Source organism: Bacillus sp. FSL K6-2839, assembly GCF_038003365.1.
Lineage (GTDB): Bacteria > Bacillota > Bacilli > Bacillales > Bacillaceae > Bacillus.
In genome coordinates this window covers 1,727,365-1,744,980 of the sequence record NZ_JBBOOZ010000001.1, presented here as the reverse complement: position 1 = coordinate 1,744,980, position 17,616 = coordinate 1,727,365, and the positions used below count along the sequence as shown (strand labels likewise).

The window sequence follows — 17,616 nt, the reverse complement described above, 5'->3', positions numbered from 1 at the left end:
CGGCACATTTTTGATATACTTCGTGTGGGCAGTATCTGAAAAAGAGCTGTACCTGTAGAAACAAAAATTTGATAAATTTCTGCCTTGATCCTAAGGGACTTGGACAGAGGGATGATTCGCCGCGCATGAGAGATCAAAACATGTGATGTGAGGCAAGCCATCTCCTCTCCAGAATGAGGAGGAACAAATGAAGACAAAGCTAGATTTTTTCAAAATGAAAGAACAAAACGAACCGATTGTGATGCTGACAGCATACGACTATCCATCTGCAAAGCAAGCAGAAAAAGCGGAAGTCGACATGATCTTAGTTGGTGATTCACTTGGGATGGTTGTACTTGGACTCGATTCGACAGTACAAGTCACAATCGATGACATGATTCATCACACAAAAGCAGTGAAAAGAGGCGCAAAAGACACATTTATTGTGACGGATATGCCATTTATGTCTTACCATTATTCATTAGCAGAAACATTGAAAAACGCAGCACGCATCATGCAAGAAAGCGGTGCGGATGCCTTAAAGCTAGAAGGCGGAGATGGCGTATTTGAATCCATTCAAGCTCTCACAAGAGGCGGGATTCCTGTCGTCAGTCATTTAGGCCTCACACCTCAGTCAGTTGGAGTACTTGGCGGATATAAAGTGCAAGGAAAAGACCACGAAAGTGCGCAGAAATTGATTGAAGACAGCTTAAAATGTGAGGAAGCTGGTGCGATTGCACTTGTGCTTGAATGCGTACCTGGTGAACTGACAAAACGAATTACCGACATGCTGAAAATTCCTGTCATCGGGATTGGTGCAGGAGCTGAGGCAGACGGACAAGTTCTCGTTTACCATGATGTGGTAGGATACGGGGTGTCTAGAACACCTAAGTTTGTGAAACAATACGCGCAAATTGATACTGTACTAGAAGAAGCGCTTATTCAATATACGAAAGAAGTAAAAGCACACACATTTCCAGAAGACAAGCATACATTTCATATCAAAGAAGAAGTCCTTAATGGTTTATATGGGGGTATGAAAAAATGAACGTTGTCACCCATATTCACGAGCTGAAAGAATGGATCAAACATCATCAAGAAAAACAGCATTCCATCGGCTTTGTCCCAACGATGGGCTTTCTTCATGAAGGACATCTGACGCTCGCGAAAGAAGCAAGGGATCAAAATGACATTGTGGTAATGAGCATCTTTGTCAATCCTTTGCAATTTGGACCGAACGAAGACTTTGAATCCTATCCAAGGGATATGGAAAGAGATCAGCGCCTTGCAGAAGAAGCAGGTGTGGATATATTATTTACACCTGATGTGAAAGAAATGTATCCAAATGATCCATCTATCACGATGACGGTTCAAAAGCGGACTGATGTCTTATGCGGGAAAAAACGTCCAGGACATTTCGATGGCGTTGTCACTGTGCTTACAAAGCTATTTCATCTTGTAGCACCAACAAATGTATACTTTGGTCTAAAGGATGCACAGCAAGTCGCTGTGATCGATGCGATGATCAAGGATTTCTTCTTTGATCTTCACCTTGTATCTGTGCCGACAGTTAGAGAAGAAAACGGTTTAGCGAAAAGTTCAAGAAATGTGTACTTATCTGAAAAAGAAAGACAAGAAGCACCTGCTTTGTACCGCGCATTGAAAAAAGGACAGTCAGCGGTTGAAAAAGGTGAACGTGACGTCAGTCGTATTTATCAGTTGGTAGAAGAGGAAATTCTTCAAACGAGCGGGGAAATCGATTATATTGAGATCTACTCCTATCCAGAGCTTGAGCCGCTTCAGCAGTTGGCAGGTCAGGTCATCATTGCGATTGCGGTGAAATTCTCACGGGCAAGGCTGATTGATAATGTGATATTCCATGTTCCTGAAAGCGGTGAAAAACATGTATAGAACCTTTATGACCTCTAAACTTCATAAAGCGACGGTAACAGAAGCAAACTTACATTATGTAGGAAGTATCACCATTGACGAAGATTTACTTGATGCGGCAGGCATGATGGCAAATGAGAAAGTACAGATTGTCAATAATCACAATGGCGCGAGACTTGAAACATATATTATTCCTGGTGAAAGAAAGAGCGGTGTCATTTGTCTAAATGGCGCGGCAGCAAGATTAGTTCAGCCGGGGGATGAAGTGATTATTATCGCTTATGGGATGCTCTCAGAAGAAGAAGCAAAGACACATACACCAAAAGTGGTCGTATTAAATAAACAAAATCAAATTGAACAAATGATTGGGCAAGAGCCTGCGAAAACGATTTTATAACGCATGCTGCAAGGAAACAGAACAGTTTTAAGAAAAGAAGCTGTTCTGTTTCAGCTATTTTGCCCAGAGCGTGTTTCACTTCGAGTGAAACGAGGAATTGAGGTGTCCATTTTATGGCCGATCAAAGGTTTGTTGTCGTTGATATTGAAACCACCGGAAATTCACCCAAAAAGGGTGATAAAATCATTCAAATTGCTGCGGTGGTCATTGAAAATGGACAAATTGTCGAACGGTATTCAAAATATGTGAACCCGGGAAAAGCGATCCCTGGATTTATTGAACAGCTGACAGGTATTCAGCAGCACATGGTTAACGATGCAGTGTTTTTTGAGGACATTGCCCAAGAGGTGTATGATCTTATTCAAGGCGCTTATTTTGTTGCGCACAATGTTCATTTTGACTTGAATTTTTTAAATGATGAACTAAAAGCATGCGGGAAAAATGAGCTGGATGTGCTAGCGATTGATACAGTTGAGATTTCTAGAATTCTTTATCCAGAGCTTGAAGGTTATAAGCTCACTGAATTAAGTGAAGAGCTCATGCTTCCACATGACCACCCGCACCGGGCGGATAGTGATGCGGAAGTTACTGCCATGTTATTTTTAACCTTATTACATCAATTAACACATACACCGCCAAATGTGCTAAAGCAGCTGCGCAGATTATCCTCTTATCTCTTAAGCGATATAGGACTTTTAATAAAGCAGCTTGAAACGAGTCGTGCTAGCCGTGAAGATTCTTTGGTAGAAGTGGGCTCTTTTGCTGTAAAAGATGTCACCAACCCTGAAACGGATACGACAGATTCAGTAGGGGAAGACGATGAACAGCTGTTTGAGGAGATCAAAAAGAAGCTTCCCCAAACAGTGGAAGGCTATGAAGTAAGAGAAGGCCAGCTCACGATGATGAATAAAGTGAGAGATGTGTTTCATGAAAGGGCCTATGCTTTAATTGAAGCGGCACCAGGTATTGGAAAAACGCTGGCATACCTCATACCAGCTGCACTAGAGGCAAAGAAATCAGGAAAACCTGTCATTATTAGTACATATTCCATTCTTTTGCAGCAGCAAATGCTTCAGCGCGATGTGCCGATTTTAAATCAATTGCTCCCGTTTGAGCCAGCTGCCTGTGTATTCAAAGGACGGGCGCATTATATTTGCTTAGATAAGTTTGAGCATGTGCTGCATGAGGAAGATGATAACTATGATGTGGTCTTAACGAAGGCGCAAATATTAATGTGGCTTCTTGTCACAGAAACGGGTGATTTATCTGAACTGAATTTACCGTCAGGAGCTGCCAATATAAAAGACCGTATTTCGTGTGTGCACATGCCGTTTACATCAAAAAAGCGCCGCTTTAAAGAATACTGCTTTTATGAACGTGCCAAAAAAAGGGCCAAAACAGCCAATTTAATTTTAACAAATCATCGCCTGCTCTTATCACAAACAGAAGCATCGTCTATCTTTCAGCATGCAGACGTATATGTGATTGACGAGGCTCATCAATTTGAGAAAACAGCCAATGAAACACTAGGAGATAGTGCGTCGTATATCCAGCTTCATGCGAAATTAACGCAGCTTGGCTCCTTACAGGGCGGTCTTTTAAACAAGCTGAAAAAGAGATTTCACGGTGCAGGTTTACAGACGGACACCTTTATCGAAATGGATGAGTATCTTCATCAGCTTCAAATGGAAAGTGACGCCTTCTTTAGTACCGTTCATTCTTTTGTCAAAAGGACAAAACCAAAAGCAGACATCAATCGTCTCATTCATAGAGTACGTCATCATTCGAAGCATGCGCAGTGGAAACGGATTAAAGAGACGGCAAGTAAGCTTTGTTCCTTGTTAATTGCTTGTGAAAAGCTGTATGAGCAGCAAAAAAGCGAGCTTCTTCAAAAAAGTGATCAGCTGACAGAACACTTTGCGTTTGAAGCAGAGGAATACGATCAAGTGATGTCGTTTATGCATACATTTTGCAGTACGCTGTACCGGTTTATTTTTGAACCGAAAAACGATGAAACGGTTTGGATTGAGATTGATGCAAAGGGTGCCAAAAATGCTGTCTTTATGCATGCACAGCCGCTAGATACAGGAGAGCTTTTAGCTGATCGTTTTTTTATGAACAAAAAAAGTGTTGTTCTCACATCAGGAACACTCACAATCAATGGGCGCTTTGATTATTGCTTAGAACGATTTGGTCTGCAGGATTTTTATCCGCATCTTGTACAGATTGAGTCACCGTTTGAACTTGAAAAACAGCTCAAGGTGATTGTACCAGCTGATATGCCGCCGATTACGAACCGTGATGAGCACGACTATGTAGAGCAAGCAGCACGGTACATTAAGGTGATGGAAAAGCAGCATCAAGCGAAGATATTGGTGTTGTTTAATTCACATGAGATGTTAAAAGCAGTGTATGAAGAGCTGAAAACAGAAGGGATGCAAGCCGCCCTTTTTGCTCAAGGTCTGACGGGCGGGAGCCCTGTTAAATTAACGAAAATGTTCAAATTAGCAAAACATGCGATTTTACTTGGTACGGGTAGTTTTTGGGAAGGTGTCGATTTTCCTGGATCAGAGCTGACAACAGTCATTATGGCACGTCTCCCGTTCAGGCCGCCTGATTCACCGCTCATTGAAGCAAAATGTGATGCCGCTAAAAAACAGGGGAAGAATCCGTTTAAAGCCGTTGCTCTCCCAGAAGCTGTGCTAACCTTTAAACAAGGTGCAGGACGCTTGCTGCGCTCTGAAAAAGACATAGGTACATTGCTCATTTTAGACCGCCGAGTGAAAACCGCTTCATATGGAAAGCTATTTTTAGAATCACTCCCTCATGCGCCAGTCCACGAGATGTCAAAAGAATCACTTGAGGCGTATATAGAGAAGCTCAACAACGAAAAGCCGCTGTCATAAGCGGCCTTTAGCTGGTGTGGGTTTGGAGTTAATTTATCGTAACGGCTTTTTGTGTTCCGTTGTAAAAATAGTATCGGTTCCCGCGCCGAAAAGTATGACTAACAATATTTACGTACCGAGGAGGAATTAGAAGTGGAAAGTAAAATAGAGGTACTTTCAACTGTTCAAATTAAGCATTCAGAGGACCTGTATAAAATTGTTGACTTATTGAACAGAACGCTTAAAAGAGAAGATCTCATGTTTGGATTAGCATTAGATCAAGAAGATCAAAATCAAGCGATATTTACGATATATCGCACATAGGGGAAGCTTGACATGAAAAAAATAGTCTGGATCATTTCATCCGTTGTGGCTCTCGTTTTGCTCATTGGCATCATCAGTTTTACGTGGATTTATCAAATTGCCATGGGACAAAAAGAACAAGGTCATGAGGCGGCGATTGAACGAGCAAAAAAACAAGCAAACATCGTACAAGTTGAGCAAGTGGAAACCTTTGTCGGGAAAGAAAAACAATTTATTGTTGAAGGAAAAAACAAACAAAATGAAACAACCTATGTTTGGGTACCTGCCAGCAATAAAGAAAAAGTGATCGCAAAAAAAGCAAAAGAAGGCATTACCTCAAATCAAGCAGTACAAGCCGTTCAAAAGGAGAACACTGTATCTAAGCTAAAGGACGTTCAATTAGCAAGAGAAGGTGACGTACTCCTTTGGGAAGTGACGTACTTAAATGAGAACAATCAATACAGCTTCAGCTATGTCGACTTCTCGACAGGACACGTGGAAAAAAATGTAACGCCATAGTTTCTCCTTTCTTGCGTTGACCATGCTGAATTAGAACGGTTATAATAAAATGTATGAAAAAAGATTCACACTGTTGAAAAGGTGAGTTTCTTTCTGGCTTTGGAGGGAATTATGTTGAAAACAACGATTAATCAAGTGTTCAAACATGTCGATGAAGATGTAACCATCGGCGCATGGATTGCCAATAAACGTTCAAGCGGTAAAATTGCATTCTTGCAGCTGCGTGACGGGACAGGCTTTATTCAAGGAGTCGTAGTAAAAGCAGAAGTGGAAGAGGAAGTCTTTAAGCTTGCGAAATCAGTCACTCAAGAAACATCTGTCTATGTGACAGGACAAGTGACAAAAGACGAGCGTTCACCTCTTGGTTTTGAATTGCAAGTGAAATCCATTGAAGTGATTCACGAAGCAACTGACTATCCAATTACACCAAAAGAGCATGGAACAGAATTCTTAATGGATCACCGTCATTTATGGCTTCGTTCTAAAAAGCAGCATGCCATTATGAAAATTCGTAACGAAATTATTCGTGCTACATATGAATTCTTCCATCAAGAAGGTTTCGTAAAAGTAGATCCGCCAATTTTAACTGGAAGTGCACCTGAGGGCACAACGGAGCTGTTTGCGACGAAATATTTTGATGAAGATGCGTACCTTTCTCAAAGTGGACAGCTTTACATGGAAGCTGCGGCAATGGCACTCGGAAAAGTATTCTCATTTGGCCCAACATTTAGAGCTGAAAAATCTAAAACAAAACGTCATTTAATTGAGTTTTGGATGATCGAGCCTGAGATGGCTTTTGTCGAATTTAATGAAAACCTTGAGTATCAAGAACATTATGTGACTCATGTTGTTCAAAGTGTACTTGAAAACTGTAAAGTTGAACTGCATACACTTGGCCGTGATACAGCAAAATTAGAAAACATCAAAGCACCATTCCCGCGCATCACTTACGATGAAGCGATTAAATTCTTGCAGGAAAAAGGCTTTGACGATATTGAATGGGGAGATGACTTCGGTGCGCCTCACGAAACAGCGATCGCTGAAAGCTACGATAAACCAGTGTTTATCACTCATTACCCAACATCATTAAAACCATTTTACATGCAGCCTGCACCGGATCGTGATGATGTCGTCCTTTGTGCAGACTTGATTGCACCAGAAGGCTACGGAGAGATCATTGGCGGTTCTGAGCGTGTGCATGATCTAGAGCTGCTTGAAGCAAGATTGAAAGAACATGGGCTAGATCAAGAAACTTACAAATGGTACACAGAATTAAGACAATATGGTTCTGTACCGCATTCAGGATTTGGTCTTGGACTTGAGCGTACAGTTGCTTGGATTAGTGGAGCGCCGCATGTGCGTGAAACCATTCCTTTCCCAAGATTATTAAACCGTTTATATCCTTAAGACATGAAAGCCTCCAACATATGGAGGCTTTTTCAAACGTTTTTTGGAGGGGCACGTGAAATAAAACGTGATATACTTAAAGTGAAGAGGTGTATCCGATGAATAGGCAGCAATTTATAAATATGCAGCAAATGGGTTCGACCAGTTTGCCTAATTTGCTGATTGCTCATTATGAGCAGTTAGGACTGAATGAATCACAAATGATGGTGATGCTTAAGATTAAAATGAATGAAGAACAAGGTGTTTTCTTTCAAACATTTGAAGAGCTGTCCCATGGCATGACCATTTCAGCTGAAGAGTGTGCGTATATGGTTCAGCATTTAATTCAAAAGGGATTTATTTCGATTCAGCCGTTTGAGGACGGGTCTGGTATTCAGCATGACCGATACTCAATTGAGCCTTTATGGGGCGTACTGTATGACTTTTTAGAAGCAAAACAAGCGAAGGAAGGTCAAAAACTTCATGTGCAGGCTGAAAAGTCTTTATATGCTCTATTTGAAGATGAATTTGGCAGACCGCTGTCTCCTCTTGAAGGAGAAACACTCTCGATCTGGATGGATCAAGACCATCATGATGCTGAAATGATTCGCCTAGCGTTAAGAGAAGCGGTTTTATCAGGAAAATTAAATTTCCGTTATATCGACCGAATTCTGTTTGAGTGGAAAAAGAAAGGGCTGAAAACAGCGGAAGAAGCAAAAGAGCATAGCCAGCATTTCCGTTCTCAGCAAAAAGCGCCACCTTCAAAAGAAGAGACGTCAACATATAAACGACAAGTTCCTTTTTATAATTGGCTGGAACAATAACCAATAAAGGAGAAGTCATGTTATCAAAAAAACAAATCAATGAATGTTTAGATATTATAGGAGATATGTTTCCAGAGGCTGAGTGTGAGCTTGTTCATTCCAATCCATTTGAACTTGTGATCGCTGTGGCACTCTCTGCGCAGTGTACAGACGTGCTTGTCAACAAAGTCACCAAAACGTTATTTCAAAAATATCAAACACCAGAAGACTATTTAAGTGTACCGCTTGAAGAATTGCAGCAAGATATTCGTTCGATTGGCCTTTATCGAAATAAAGCCAAAAACATTCAAAAGTTGAGCAAAATGCTGATTGAAGAATATGGCGGTGAAGTGCCAAAGGATCGGGACGACCTTGTGAAGCTTCCTGGGGTGGGCCGGAAAACAGCAAATGTCGTCGTATCTGTCGCTTTTGGAGTGCCAGCCATTGCTGTCGATACACACGTAGAACGAGTCAGCAAGCGTCTTGGGATTTGCCGGTGGAAGGATTCTGTTCTTGAAGTAGAGCAAACCTTAATGAAAAAGGTGCCAGAAGAAGATTGGTCTGTGACGCATCACCGCCTAATCTTTTTTGGCAGATATCACTGCAAGGCGCAGCGGCCGCAGTGCGAGTCTTGTCCGCTTCTTGATATGTGTAGAGAAGGGCAGAAGAGGCTGAAAAAAGGATTGGTGAAGCTGGCATGAGCGGGGCAGCTGTTTTTACCTCATATGTCGAAAAGCTAAAAGGGAAAAAGGTAGAGATGAAAGGCGATCGAGTAGACATACTTAGAGATAATCCACTCGCATATGATCTATCATCAGATCTTTTAACAGATGAGCTTCCATGGCAGAAAACAGAAGAGTTTGTTCCTGTGATGTTTGAACTGTGGAATGAATTAAAAGAAAAAATGCTTCCTCGTTTTCAAACAAGAAAGTCCCGGTGTGAAGAAGACGATATGCTGCAAGGTATTGTCAGTATGATTGCGATGTTTTACTGGATCAAAGGGGAGAGACTTCAAACGCTTGAATGGGAACATATCAAGCAAGAGACATTTCCTGTAGCTCCAATTAATTGGACAGAACGTTTAGAGTTCATTTTGCTAAAACCAACTCAATATCATTGCTTTATTCAACTGGACGAGCTATACACGGAACTAAAAAAGCAGTATGGAAAACATGAAGCACTTAAAAAGATCAGACAAAACCGTTAAAAAAAGCACTTGCCATATGGGCAAGTGCTTTTTCATTATTCATTTTCTTTTCGACTAGGAGAATTTGATTGCGAATTTGAGCTTTGAGAGTTTGTTTTCGCATCATCTTTCTTTTTATCTTTATTGTCAGTTTGTGAGTTCCCATTTGTACTGTCTGAGCCATCATCGGAAGAACCATTATTTCCATTTTCCGTATTTCCGCCTTGATCCTGATCCTTATCCTTATCTTGATCTTTTTTATCATCTGGCTTTTGCTCGTCAGTGCCTGGGGGTTGATTTTTGTTATCGTCAGTCTGGTCTGTCTGCTCGTCGTCAGGCTGCTGCGGTTCTTCTTCTTTATTCTCATCATCTGCTTTTTCTTCCTCATCTTCATCATCCTTGATGGTGAGGAAGGTAGAAGCTGCTTTACTTGTGACATCCTCTACAGTGGCTGTCACTTGGAATTTATAAGTAGAGCCAGGCTTCACATCAGAGATGACCGCTTCTTTAGCAGAACTGTTTTGAATCTCTTTATAGCCGCCGTTATCAACCGCTTGTTTTACATTAAATGTAGCATCTGCGTCGTTATCATAGCCCCAAGACAGTGTGATGGATTTTTTCTCTTCATCATACACCGCTTTTAAGTCAGAAGGCTTATCGGCTTCTTTTTTCTCATATGTGTCAGACACTTTTGTCGGAACCGTTCCTTTTACAAAGTATTCTGTTGTCTTCTTCTCACTTGGTGTATTTGGTCCGGCTAATCTTGCTGGATCTGATCCTTTTTCAACCGTAGCTTCAACGACACTGTCTGGTTTTTCAAATGAGCCGCTTCCATCATCAATTTGAGAAATTAATCGCTGGAAGACGAGTTTGGCAACACGCTGTTCATAATTTGTGAGCCATATTTTGCCGTCCGCATCTTTTGAGTTACCAATTCCAGTCCAAACGGCTGCTGTATATTGCGGCGTATAACCAACAAACCACGAATCTTTCGCACCGCCAGAAGGAATATTGTGTTTATTAATATCATCTTGTTCAAAGTTCGTTGTACCTGTTTTACCAGCTACTTGAACGTTTGGTACTTGTGCAAGTGTCCCAGTTCCAGATTGGACAGCAGTTTTTAGCATATCTGTGACCATAAATGCTGTGTAATCACTCATAGCCGCTTTGGAATCTGGCGTAAGGTCAAGCTTTGTACCGTCATTAAATTCAACAGACGTGACAGCATGCGGTTCGTTATAGTATCCGTTATTACCGAATGCACTAAATGCACCTGCCATTTTTAATGAAGACACACCATCTCCAAATCCACCAATTGAATAAGACTCTGGAATATCAGAAGGTAAGTCCATGCCTAAATTATTGGCAAATTGAGCTGCATTAGTTGAACCAGCTTCTTGGAATGCTTTGAGTGCAGGGATGTTACGTGATTGTGCCAAAGCACTTCTCATGGACATTTTCCCTAAATGTCTTCTGTCAAAGTTATTAATCGGTGTACCATCTGAGTACGTATATGGCGCATCATCAATTTGCTGATACGTAGACCATTTTTTGTTTTCAATGACAGGACCGTAATCTAAAATTGGTTTGATTGTTGAACCTGGCTGACGTTTTGCATCTGTCGCATAGTTAAAGCCGCCGGCTGGTACATCACGTCCACCGCCAATAGCTCGGATTTCGCCATTTTTCGTATCAAGCAGGGTGACACCCGCCTGCATACCTTTCGTAAAACCAACTGAATCCCCATTGATAATATCATCTAGGTGATCCTGTGCTTTACGATCGAGTGAAGTATAGATTTTTAATCCATCTGTTGATACATCCACTTTGGCTTTTTTCTGTACTTCTTCCATGACTTCTTCAATATAAGCAGAGTACTTACTTGAGTTCTGGCTCTTATATTTATCAGCTGAAACAACTGTCTTGCTGACAGGGGTTGCTTTTGCAACGTCATAGTCTTTTTCTGAAATGTAGCCTTGTTTTTTCATGAGGCTTAAAACGATATTACGGCGTTTTTCCGCTGCTTCAGGATGTTTCACTGGGTTATAGGCAGAAGGACTTTGCGGCATACCTGCAAGTGTGGCAGCCTGTGCAACGGTTAGTTTATTTAAATCTGTAACGCCGAAAAATTGTTCAGCCGCTTTCCCAACACCGTAAGCATAAGGTGAGAAGAAAATGCGGTTTAAATACATTTCTAAAATTTCATCTTTAGAGTATTTTTGCTCAAGCTGAATCGAGAGCCATACTTCCTGTACTTTACGTTTTAACGTTTTTTGATTGTTAAGTAGAGAGTTTTTCACAACTTGCTGTGTAATCGTACTTCCACCTTCAGCTCCAAAGCCGTCCTCGACGTTTGCGACAAGGGCACCGCCGATACGGATTGGATCAATCCCGTGGTGTTTATAAAAACGTGCATCTTCAGTTGCAATAAATGCTTCTTTTACCACATCGGGTATATCTTTAATCGAGACATACGTTCTTTTTTCCGCACCAACTTCTGCAAACACTTTCTTGTCTTTGTCATAAAGCTTTGAAGAATACGGTGTTTTGAGCTTACTATCATCAATAGAAGGAGCGCTTGATGCAAAAACGGCAAAAGTTGTGATTCCGGCAACTACACAAAGAAGACCGATCACGAGTAAAGATAAAAATATTTTTTTAAATAGACCTGCTTTCTTTTTGCCTTTTTTGTTCTTTTGCTTCTTATTGTTTTCTTGACTTGCTTTACGTCGCTGTTCACGACTTGTAAATTGATCAGACATCACATCTCAACCTTTCGTGTTAAACCTTTTTCGAACGTCATTGCTACTCACTTTCATCCGAAAAATGAAGTGTCTCCACTACTTTAATATAATCAATTCTTGGCGAATATCCAAGTGTCATTAAGTGGCCAGCTTCCATTAATTCGTCTTTGCTAATGGATTTCCGGCCGTTTTGCTGCTGCCGCTCCCAGAAGAAAAAGAGATCTGAAGCGGACAAATAATAAACGGAGCCAAATGCGGATATAATAACGAAACAAATACCGCCTTGCTTTTCTACCTGTTTCATATGCTCAATTTGATGATCGTGAAAATTTTTGAGTGGAAACGAGGTGGTGCTTTTGGTTTCCTTTGCTTCAAAATCGATATAGCGCCCTTTGTACACTCCATTATAGTCTGTTGTGGATGATTGTTTAAAATAGGCTTCTTTGATAACAGCAGCGCTTCTTTTTGGATAATCCACATTCACAATTTGAACGGGGGTAGGCTTTTTATGAATGACTGCGATCCCGTTGACCAAATAGTACTGGTTGGTTTCATTTAAGTCAGCCTCAAGCGTCATCCCGCGGTTACTATAAGAGGATTCGCCGCTGATTCTTTTTTTTGTCCCAATTTGTTGAATGGGCTGATACGATTTTCCGTTTGGATACCGAATCATCAAGTTTCAGCCTCCTTTTAATGCATTTTGTATTGGAGAGATTACTATGTTGTCACAAGAAGAGCACATCATCACTCAGTATATATTGCGTGAAACGAAAGCGAAAAATAAAGACAACCTGACGAGGACAAATGCTTACAAACGCTTTTATGACCGCCATCCAGAGATGAAATGGTCGCTGCTTGCTTCCTTTGTCTCGAGAAATGCTGGATGGTCTATGACGGATCTAAAGGGCGAGCTCTTTCATCCAGGTTTAACAGATCAGCAGGGGCACCTTTTTTTCACAGCATATGAAAGAGCGAATTGGCTGATCTTTTCGGATGCTTACCCTCAGCTTCTTTTGTATGAATGGTCTAAGCGGTGCAGCAAACCCTTGTTCCATCTGCTTCCATATTTTTCTGTTTCTCGTTTTATGAGCACTGAGTGGGAACGTTTTTGGCTAAAGCGTGACACAGAGCGCCTGCTTTATGCACTCATCATAAATGAACAATATACTATACAATCTCCTATTATACAAAATCCTCTTCTGAAAAAGAATGTTTTTCACTCGATTCAATATCTGTTCAGCGAGTGGGGACATTTTCAAACCGTTGTTTTTCCAACGGTGGACGGGCATTTGTACGGGTTAACCATACGGAAGTTTTCCCGCGTAAAGGAGCGTATTACATTAGGAAAAAAACTAGCGAAACTATTATTTCGAGCCGATTTATTTTCGGATTTTTATCATTTTTTGCATACTGTTCCGCATACCGGATCACGGTTTGATTTTGAGCCGTTTTTAGGGATCGCTAGGAGGTCAACACCTTTTCTTCGAACAGTTTATCCGGTGATGACACATTCATTAGACGATCAAAGGGACGATTGGTTTCAAAAGAAATTGAGCCCATCCTTATTTGATGCAGAGACGTTACCAAAACAAATTGAGCTGACCGACTGGTATTTTCATAAAAAAAGACAGCTTCGTTTTCTTTTCTCATTAGAGCACTATTTTTTGCATAAATAAAAAGCAGGGGGTACCTGCTTTTTTACGTGGATGGTCGATTAGGACCGCCGAGCTTTTTATCAAGCTGATCTGTACTGTTTTCTTTCCCTTTTGGCTTTTGCTCTTTTGGTGCTGGCTGCTTTTTCATGAAATCTACCTCCTTTGTCCTTAGAATTTACACAATCGGACGCAATCATACAAAGAAGGACAAGCATATGTCGAAAAGGAAGAAATAGCGCTCATCTACACTTAGATTGGCGATTTGCTTCTAGTTTTGTCATGTGTGAAGGAGGGTGTGAAAGAAAAGAGAATGTAACGAGAGACGATAAAGGAGGAATCTGATGATGAGCGAATTTGTATCAAAAGAATCCATTATGCAGTTATTAGAGGAAATCGAGCGGAAAATTGATGCGGTGGAAGAAGAACTGTCTCTTGCTGTGAACCAAACAAAACGTGCAGCCATAGAGGAGCAAGAACAAATGATAGACCGGCTTGAATCAGAAGTAAAGGACTGTGAAGTGAAGATTCACGCGGCTGAGTATAAACTGGCGGTAAGACCGGCATATCACGCCGGATAGCTTTTCTATTTGAGCAATAAGTAAACGTTTGATAGGATGGTTCATAGAGGTGAACATTTTGGATAATCAAACATTACTTGAACATACACAAGAGCTGAGAATATGGATCGAAGAGGCGTATGAGCAGTACCAAAAGGGAAAGGCTGAAGAGGAATACCCCGTATATGATTTTCACACGGACATTCAGCCGGCCGTTGAGACATTTGATCAGAAAATGGAAGAGTGGCTCACTGCTGCGATCTCGTTTATTCATCTGGTCAAACCTAGATATTTACACCAAGAACAGCTTGAAGCCGTCAAAGAAAATGGAAAAGAGGTTGTCCTGCAATCTTATTTTGGCAAACAGCATGCACCCCGTGTGAAAAATTTAGTTGAGTCAGTGATTTACACACTGAACCTTTTAATAGAAGAAATCAACAAGCGCAGCTGAAGACATATGCTGCGTTTTTCTTATGGCTGCTTTAGGCACATCTTCTGTTCTTGATCATAATATATGAGTGACATCACTATGTGTTGAGAGCGAGAGGAGCGAGATATATGATCCCTTATTCAAACCAGCAGCCTTATGAATTCAATCCATTCAATCGAGGGCCTTTTCCGTATCCAGATATGCAGCAGCAGCCTCCGCAGCCTCCAGAATATTTTATGCCGCCACATCAAGGTGGAATGAGCCAGGCACCATCTGCTGTCTATCAGCCGCCTTATGGATACCAAGAAAATGTGCCGCCTTTTCATCCGCCTGAAGCGATCAATCAACCCCAGATGCCGCCACCAGGCATGATGCCCATGCAGCAGCCTATGAACCCTTATCCTTTGCCAAGACCGCAAAAACAGCAATCATCTCAATTTAAAAGTGTGCTGTCACAATTCAAAAAAACGAATGGACAATACGACTTTAACAAAATGTTTGATACAGCTGGGCAAATGATGAGTACGATGAATCAAGTAGGTTCATTAGCGAAAGGATTTACAAGCATTTTTAAAGCATAGTTAAAACCCAATAGATGGACCTATTGGGTAGTTTGCTTTGGTGCCGTCACACGAAGCGTTTGATCTTTCCACACGCTCTTCATGTTCGTTTCATCTATTTTTGCCGGCATTAAAATGGTTTTGGTAAAGCTCGAATACGAGGAAGTTGTATCCGTTTTGATTGTTTCCTGCACGGATAAGTGTAAATATTGGGCTTTGACTTCTAGCGCGATATCCCCTTCGACAAAATGGTCGGGAAATTGGATCTCGATATACACAAACTGCTCATCCTCTGTCACATCGGTCGTAATCGATGCAAGTGAATGTGATGTGGTCATGAGCGCCTCCGCACTATTTATTATCTCGTGAAACGGGGAGGATGCGAAAAATTGTTCAATCGCTTCATTGAGAATATCTTCATTTGCCAGCAATTCATGTTTCTTTTCGCCTTCATGTTTCATTTGAATCACCTCTCATCTACAGCCTATGCAGAAAGGGCTCAGGCGGTTATCAATTGATGAGAGGAAAAAATTATGATTAAATAGTGTTGAATGAAGCAAGGTGTATGAGCGCAGCGTTTCATACGCGGAATAGAACTAGAAGCAAAGCTTGAAGGGAGCAATTGACATTGCTGAAAAAATTATTCGGTTTCGGAAAAAACCAAGATGATGTAAAGGAAGAAATCATTTATTCTCCAGCTGATGGAGAGTTAATGGATATGACGGATGTACCAGACCCTGTTTTTTCTCAAAAGATGATGGGAGACGGCGTAGCAGTAAAACCAAAAAGTGGCACGATTGTGTCACCAGTAGAGGGTGAAATCATCCAGCTCTTCCATACAAAACATGCAATTGGCATTCGAACACTCTCAGGGCTTGAGCTTCTGATTCATATCGGGCTTGAAACAGTGGGATTAAATGGTGAAGGATTTGAAGCGCACATAAAAGAAGGGGATAAAGTGAAGATCGGTGACCCTCTCATTACGTGTGATTTAGAACTGATTGAAGAGAAAGCGGCAAGTACAGTGACTCCGATTGTCATTATGAATGGTGACTTGATCGAGTATCTTGATAAAGAACCAAAGGGACCTGTGGAAAAACAGACTTCTAAGCTTTTTACCGTTAAACTAAAATAATCAGGACACAAAAAAAACTACCCAATCGTATGAGGGTAGTTTTTTTGATGACATTAATCTTCCATCGGAACCCAGCCTTGACTCGCTTCCATGACAGACCACAATCCTTCTGGAATCAAATACTTATCTTTTTGGCTGCGTTTAATGACAGTTTCAATCTCGCTTTCTCTGCCTTCTTTAATCTTCTTTGCCCAATCTGGGTCGACGATCAGCTCTCGTGCGACAGCGATAAGCGGAATTCCTTGATTATAAGCACTTAGTGCATCTTCGGCTGTAATGACGCTGCCCACACCGATGAGCGGAAGGGTATCGCCGCAGCGTTCTTTTAGCAGCTCCATACGTGTCTTATGAGTATCTGCACCACGTCTTGCTTTAGAGTCAATCTCCATTAAAGAGATATGCAAATAATCGAGGTTTTTTGTTTTGAGAACATCCACTAAGGTAAACGTCTCTGTCATTGTTAAACCAGGTGTTTCTGGTTCTTCTGGGGATAATCGATATCCAAAGATAAACGGTTTTGTTGCATGCTTTTCGATTGCCTCTTTGACTGCATCCACAATAGCGATAGGGAAGGCTAGACGCTTTTCTTCATTTCCTCCCCACTGATCTGTCCGCTGATTGCTATGCGGAGAGTAAAATTGCTGTAATAGATAACCATTTGCACCGTGGATTTCCACGCCGTCAAACCCTGCTTGAACCGCTCGTCTTGCCGCTTCTTTAAAAGAGTCAATGATATGGACAATTTCCTCTTCTTTTAAAGCGCGTGCAATCTGCTTTCCATCTTTAAACACATCACTTGGCGCAACCACATCACCGTTTGGAACTAAGTGAGGGAGAGCCTGAGAGCCGCCGTGATGAATTTGAATGATGGCTTTTGTTCCCTTTGCCTGAATCGCAGAAGCAAGTTTTTTCAGGCCAGGTATATCTTCATCTCTTGCAATAGAAGGCTGTCCTTCAAATGCCTTACCATCTGGAGTCACGTTTGCACATGCTGTGATCACCATGCCCATATCACTAGATCTAGCTGTAATGAAATCAATTTCCTCTTTAGAAATGGTGCCATCCTCGTGAGAACCGAAGTGTGTCATTGGCGCAACGACTAACCGGCCATCAATAGACGCACCTCCTGGAAACGTAAATGGTTCAAATAAAGGCTTAAATTCGTTTTTCACTCTCATCATCTTCTT

At 41.4% G+C, this 17,616-nt stretch carries 20 protein-coding genes; 15 read left to right on the top strand and 5 right to left on the bottom strand.

The genetic code is table 11. From position 1 onward, the window contains the following. Positions 1–187 precede the first annotated feature (187 nt). The 10 genes from panB to MHH26_RS08700 all read left to right on the top strand — a co-directional run bounded on the left by panB (position 188) and on the right by MHH26_RS08700 (position 9,369). Positions 188–1,027, top strand: a complete 840-nt coding sequence (gene panB / locus MHH26_RS08745) for a 3-methyl-2-oxobutanoate hydroxymethyltransferase (protein WP_334749512.1) — start codon at positions 188–190, stop codon at positions 1,025–1,027. Continuing rightward, positions 1,024–1,890: a pantoate--beta-alanine ligase gene (gene panC / locus MHH26_RS08740; RefSeq protein WP_307499821.1), complete on the top strand. Its 867-nt coding sequence runs from the start codon at positions 1,024–1,026 to the stop codon at positions 1,888–1,890. The genes panB and panC overlap by 4 nt, the downstream gene beginning before the upstream one ends. After that, positions 1,883–2,266 carry an aspartate 1-decarboxylase gene (gene panD / locus MHH26_RS08735; RefSeq protein ID WP_340973195.1) on the top strand — a complete coding sequence of 128 codons (384 nt, stop codon included), beginning with the start codon at positions 1,883–1,885 and terminating at the stop codon, positions 2,264–2,266. Before panC ends, panD begins: the two co-directional genes overlap by 8 nt. A gap of 113 nt (positions 2,267–2,379) precedes the next feature. Continuing rightward, entirely contained in the window at positions 2,380–5,172 is a 2,793-nt protein-coding gene (dinG, locus tag MHH26_RS08730) for an ATP-dependent DNA helicase DinG (RefSeq protein ID WP_340973194.1), read from the top strand. A gap of 132 nt (positions 5,173–5,304) precedes the next feature. Continuing rightward, positions 5,305–5,475 (top strand): YpmA family protein, encoded by a 171-nt coding sequence (locus MHH26_RS08725; protein WP_008344594.1) that lies wholly within the window; start codon positions 5,305–5,307, stop codon positions 5,473–5,475. Between the two features lie 12 nt (positions 5,476–5,487). Then, the gene (gene tseB, locus MHH26_RS08720; protein WP_060596725.1) at positions 5,488–5,973 is read left to right on the top strand and encodes a cell wall elongation/penicillin-binding protein regulator TseB; all 486 of its coding nucleotides are present in this window, start codon (positions 5,488–5,490) and stop codon (positions 5,971–5,973) included. A 114-nt stretch (positions 5,974–6,087) separates the two neighbouring features. After that, positions 6,088–7,380, top strand: coding sequence for an asparagine--tRNA ligase (gene asnS / locus MHH26_RS08715; RefSeq protein ID WP_095285348.1), 1,293 nt, complete (start codon positions 6,088–6,090; stop codon positions 7,378–7,380). Positions 7,381–7,478: 98 nt separating this feature from the next. Further along, a complete protein-coding gene (locus MHH26_RS08710; protein ID WP_307499819.1) occupies positions 7,479–8,183 on the top strand; it encodes a DnaD domain-containing protein in 705 nt (234 codons plus the stop codon). Positions 8,184–8,200: 17 nt separating this feature from the next. Continuing rightward, positions 8,201–8,863 (top strand): endonuclease III, encoded by a 663-nt coding sequence (gene nth / locus MHH26_RS08705; protein WP_340973192.1) that lies wholly within the window; start codon positions 8,201–8,203, stop codon positions 8,861–8,863. Further along, positions 8,860–9,369: a YpoC family protein gene (locus MHH26_RS08700; protein ID WP_334749499.1), complete on the top strand. Its 510-nt coding sequence runs from the start codon at positions 8,860–8,862 to the stop codon at positions 9,367–9,369. The genes nth and MHH26_RS08700 overlap by 4 nt, the downstream gene beginning before the upstream one ends. Before the next feature lie 35 nt (positions 9,370–9,404). On the opposite strand, the gene MHH26_RS08695 is transcribed toward MHH26_RS08700, so the two are convergent. Both MHH26_RS08695 and recU read right to left on the bottom strand, forming a co-directional pair. Beyond that, positions 9,405–12,110, bottom strand: coding sequence for a PBP1A family penicillin-binding protein (locus tag MHH26_RS08695; protein ID WP_340973190.1), 2,706 nt, complete (start codon positions 12,108–12,110; stop codon positions 9,405–9,407). Positions 12,111–12,153: 43 nt separating this feature from the next. After that, a complete protein-coding gene (recU, locus tag MHH26_RS08690; RefSeq protein ID WP_060596723.1) occupies positions 12,154–12,765 on the bottom strand; it encodes a Holliday junction resolvase RecU in 612 nt (203 codons plus the stop codon). Positions 12,766–12,811: 46 nt separating this feature from the next. Between recU and MHH26_RS08685 the strand changes: the two genes are divergently transcribed. Continuing rightward, positions 12,812–13,768 carry a DUF2515 domain-containing protein gene (locus MHH26_RS08685; RefSeq protein ID WP_340973189.1) on the top strand — a complete coding sequence of 319 codons (957 nt, stop codon included), beginning with the start codon at positions 12,812–12,814 and terminating at the stop codon, positions 13,766–13,768. Between the two features lie 22 nt (positions 13,769–13,790). Here MHH26_RS08685 and sspM read toward each other — a convergent pair whose 3' ends face one another. Beyond that, positions 13,791–13,895 (bottom strand): acid-soluble spore protein SspM, encoded by a 105-nt coding sequence (sspM, locus tag MHH26_RS08680; protein WP_012010346.1) that lies wholly within the window; start codon positions 13,893–13,895, stop codon positions 13,791–13,793. 196 nt (positions 13,896–14,091) lie between these two features. On the opposite strand from sspM, the gene MHH26_RS08675 reads away from it, so the two are divergent. The 3 genes from MHH26_RS08675 (at position 14,092) to MHH26_RS08665 (ending at position 15,315) form a co-directional block, all read left to right on the top strand. Further along, positions 14,092–14,325, top strand: coding sequence for a DUF5446 family protein (locus MHH26_RS08675; protein ID WP_340973188.1), 234 nt, complete (start codon positions 14,092–14,094; stop codon positions 14,323–14,325). Positions 14,326–14,383: 58 nt separating this feature from the next. Then, positions 14,384–14,755, top strand: coding sequence for a YppE family protein (locus MHH26_RS08670; RefSeq protein ID WP_340973187.1), 372 nt, complete (start codon positions 14,384–14,386; stop codon positions 14,753–14,755). A 107-nt stretch (positions 14,756–14,862) separates the two neighbouring features. Continuing rightward, positions 14,863–15,315 (top strand): YppG family protein, encoded by a 453-nt coding sequence (locus MHH26_RS08665; RefSeq protein ID WP_060596720.1) that lies wholly within the window; start codon positions 14,863–14,865, stop codon positions 15,313–15,315. Positions 15,316–15,335: 20 nt separating this feature from the next. Here MHH26_RS08665 and MHH26_RS08660 read toward each other — a convergent pair whose 3' ends face one another. Further along, positions 15,336–15,755: an Hsp20/alpha crystallin family protein gene (locus tag MHH26_RS08660; protein WP_060596719.1), complete on the bottom strand. Its 420-nt coding sequence runs from the start codon at positions 15,753–15,755 to the stop codon at positions 15,336–15,338. A gap of 167 nt (positions 15,756–15,922) precedes the next feature. Here MHH26_RS08660 and MHH26_RS08655 point away from each other — a divergent pair, with 167 nt between their 5' ends. After that, positions 15,923–16,429: a PTS sugar transporter subunit IIA gene (locus MHH26_RS08655; protein WP_340973185.1), complete on the top strand. Its 507-nt coding sequence runs from the start codon at positions 15,923–15,925 to the stop codon at positions 16,427–16,429. Between the two features lie 53 nt (positions 16,430–16,482). On the opposite strand, the gene MHH26_RS08650 is transcribed toward MHH26_RS08655, so the two are convergent. Next, positions 16,483–17,601: an NADH-dependent flavin oxidoreductase gene (locus MHH26_RS08650; protein ID WP_223250492.1), complete on the bottom strand. Its 1,119-nt coding sequence runs from the start codon at positions 17,599–17,601 to the stop codon at positions 16,483–16,485. Between the last annotated feature and the right edge of the window lie 15 nt (positions 17,602–17,616).

Bases quoted from the DNA above. Each gene is read 5' to 3' on its own strand.
- nth (WP_340973192.1), top strand. From the start codon at position 8,201: ATGTTATCAAAAAAACAAATCAATGAATGTTTAGATATTATAGGAGAT.
- panC (WP_307499821.1), top strand. From the start codon at position 1,024: ATGAACGTTGTCACCCATATTCACGAGCTGAAAGAATGGATCAAACAT.
- MHH26_RS08675 (WP_340973188.1), top strand. From the start codon at position 14,092: ATGAGCGAATTTGTATCAAAAGAATCCATTATGCAGTTATTAGAGGAA.
- recU (WP_060596723.1), bottom strand. From the start codon at position 12,765: ATGATTCGGTATCCAAACGGAAAATCGTATCAGCCCATTCAACAAATT.
- MHH26_RS08665 (WP_060596720.1), top strand. From the start codon at position 14,863: ATGATCCCTTATTCAAACCAGCAGCCTTATGAATTCAATCCATTCAAT.
- MHH26_RS08685 (WP_340973189.1), top strand. From the start codon at position 12,812: ATGTTGTCACAAGAAGAGCACATCATCACTCAGTATATATTGCGTGAA.
- MHH26_RS08695 (WP_340973190.1), bottom strand. From the start codon at position 12,110: ATGTCTGATCAATTTACAAGTCGTGAACAGCGACGTAAAGCAAGTCAA.
- panD (WP_340973195.1), top strand. From the start codon at position 1,883: ATGTATAGAACCTTTATGACCTCTAAACTTCATAAAGCGACGGTAACA.
- MHH26_RS08710 (WP_307499819.1), top strand. From the start codon at position 7,479: ATGAATAGGCAGCAATTTATAAATATGCAGCAAATGGGTTCGACCAGT.
- MHH26_RS08700 (WP_334749499.1), top strand. From the start codon at position 8,860: ATGAGCGGGGCAGCTGTTTTTACCTCATATGTCGAAAAGCTAAAAGGG.
- MHH26_RS08660 (WP_060596719.1), bottom strand. From the start codon at position 15,755: ATGAAACATGAAGGCGAAAAGAAACATGAATTGCTGGCAAATGAAGAT.
- tseB (WP_060596725.1), top strand. From the start codon at position 5,488: ATGAAAAAAATAGTCTGGATCATTTCATCCGTTGTGGCTCTCGTTTTG.
- sspM (WP_012010346.1), bottom strand. From the start codon at position 13,895: ATGAAAAAGCAGCCAGCACCAAAAGAGCAAAAGCCAAAAGGGAAAGAA.
- dinG (WP_340973194.1), top strand. From the start codon at position 2,380: ATGGCCGATCAAAGGTTTGTTGTCGTTGATATTGAAACCACCGGAAAT.
- panB (WP_334749512.1), top strand. From the start codon at position 188: ATGAAGACAAAGCTAGATTTTTTCAAAATGAAAGAACAAAACGAACCG.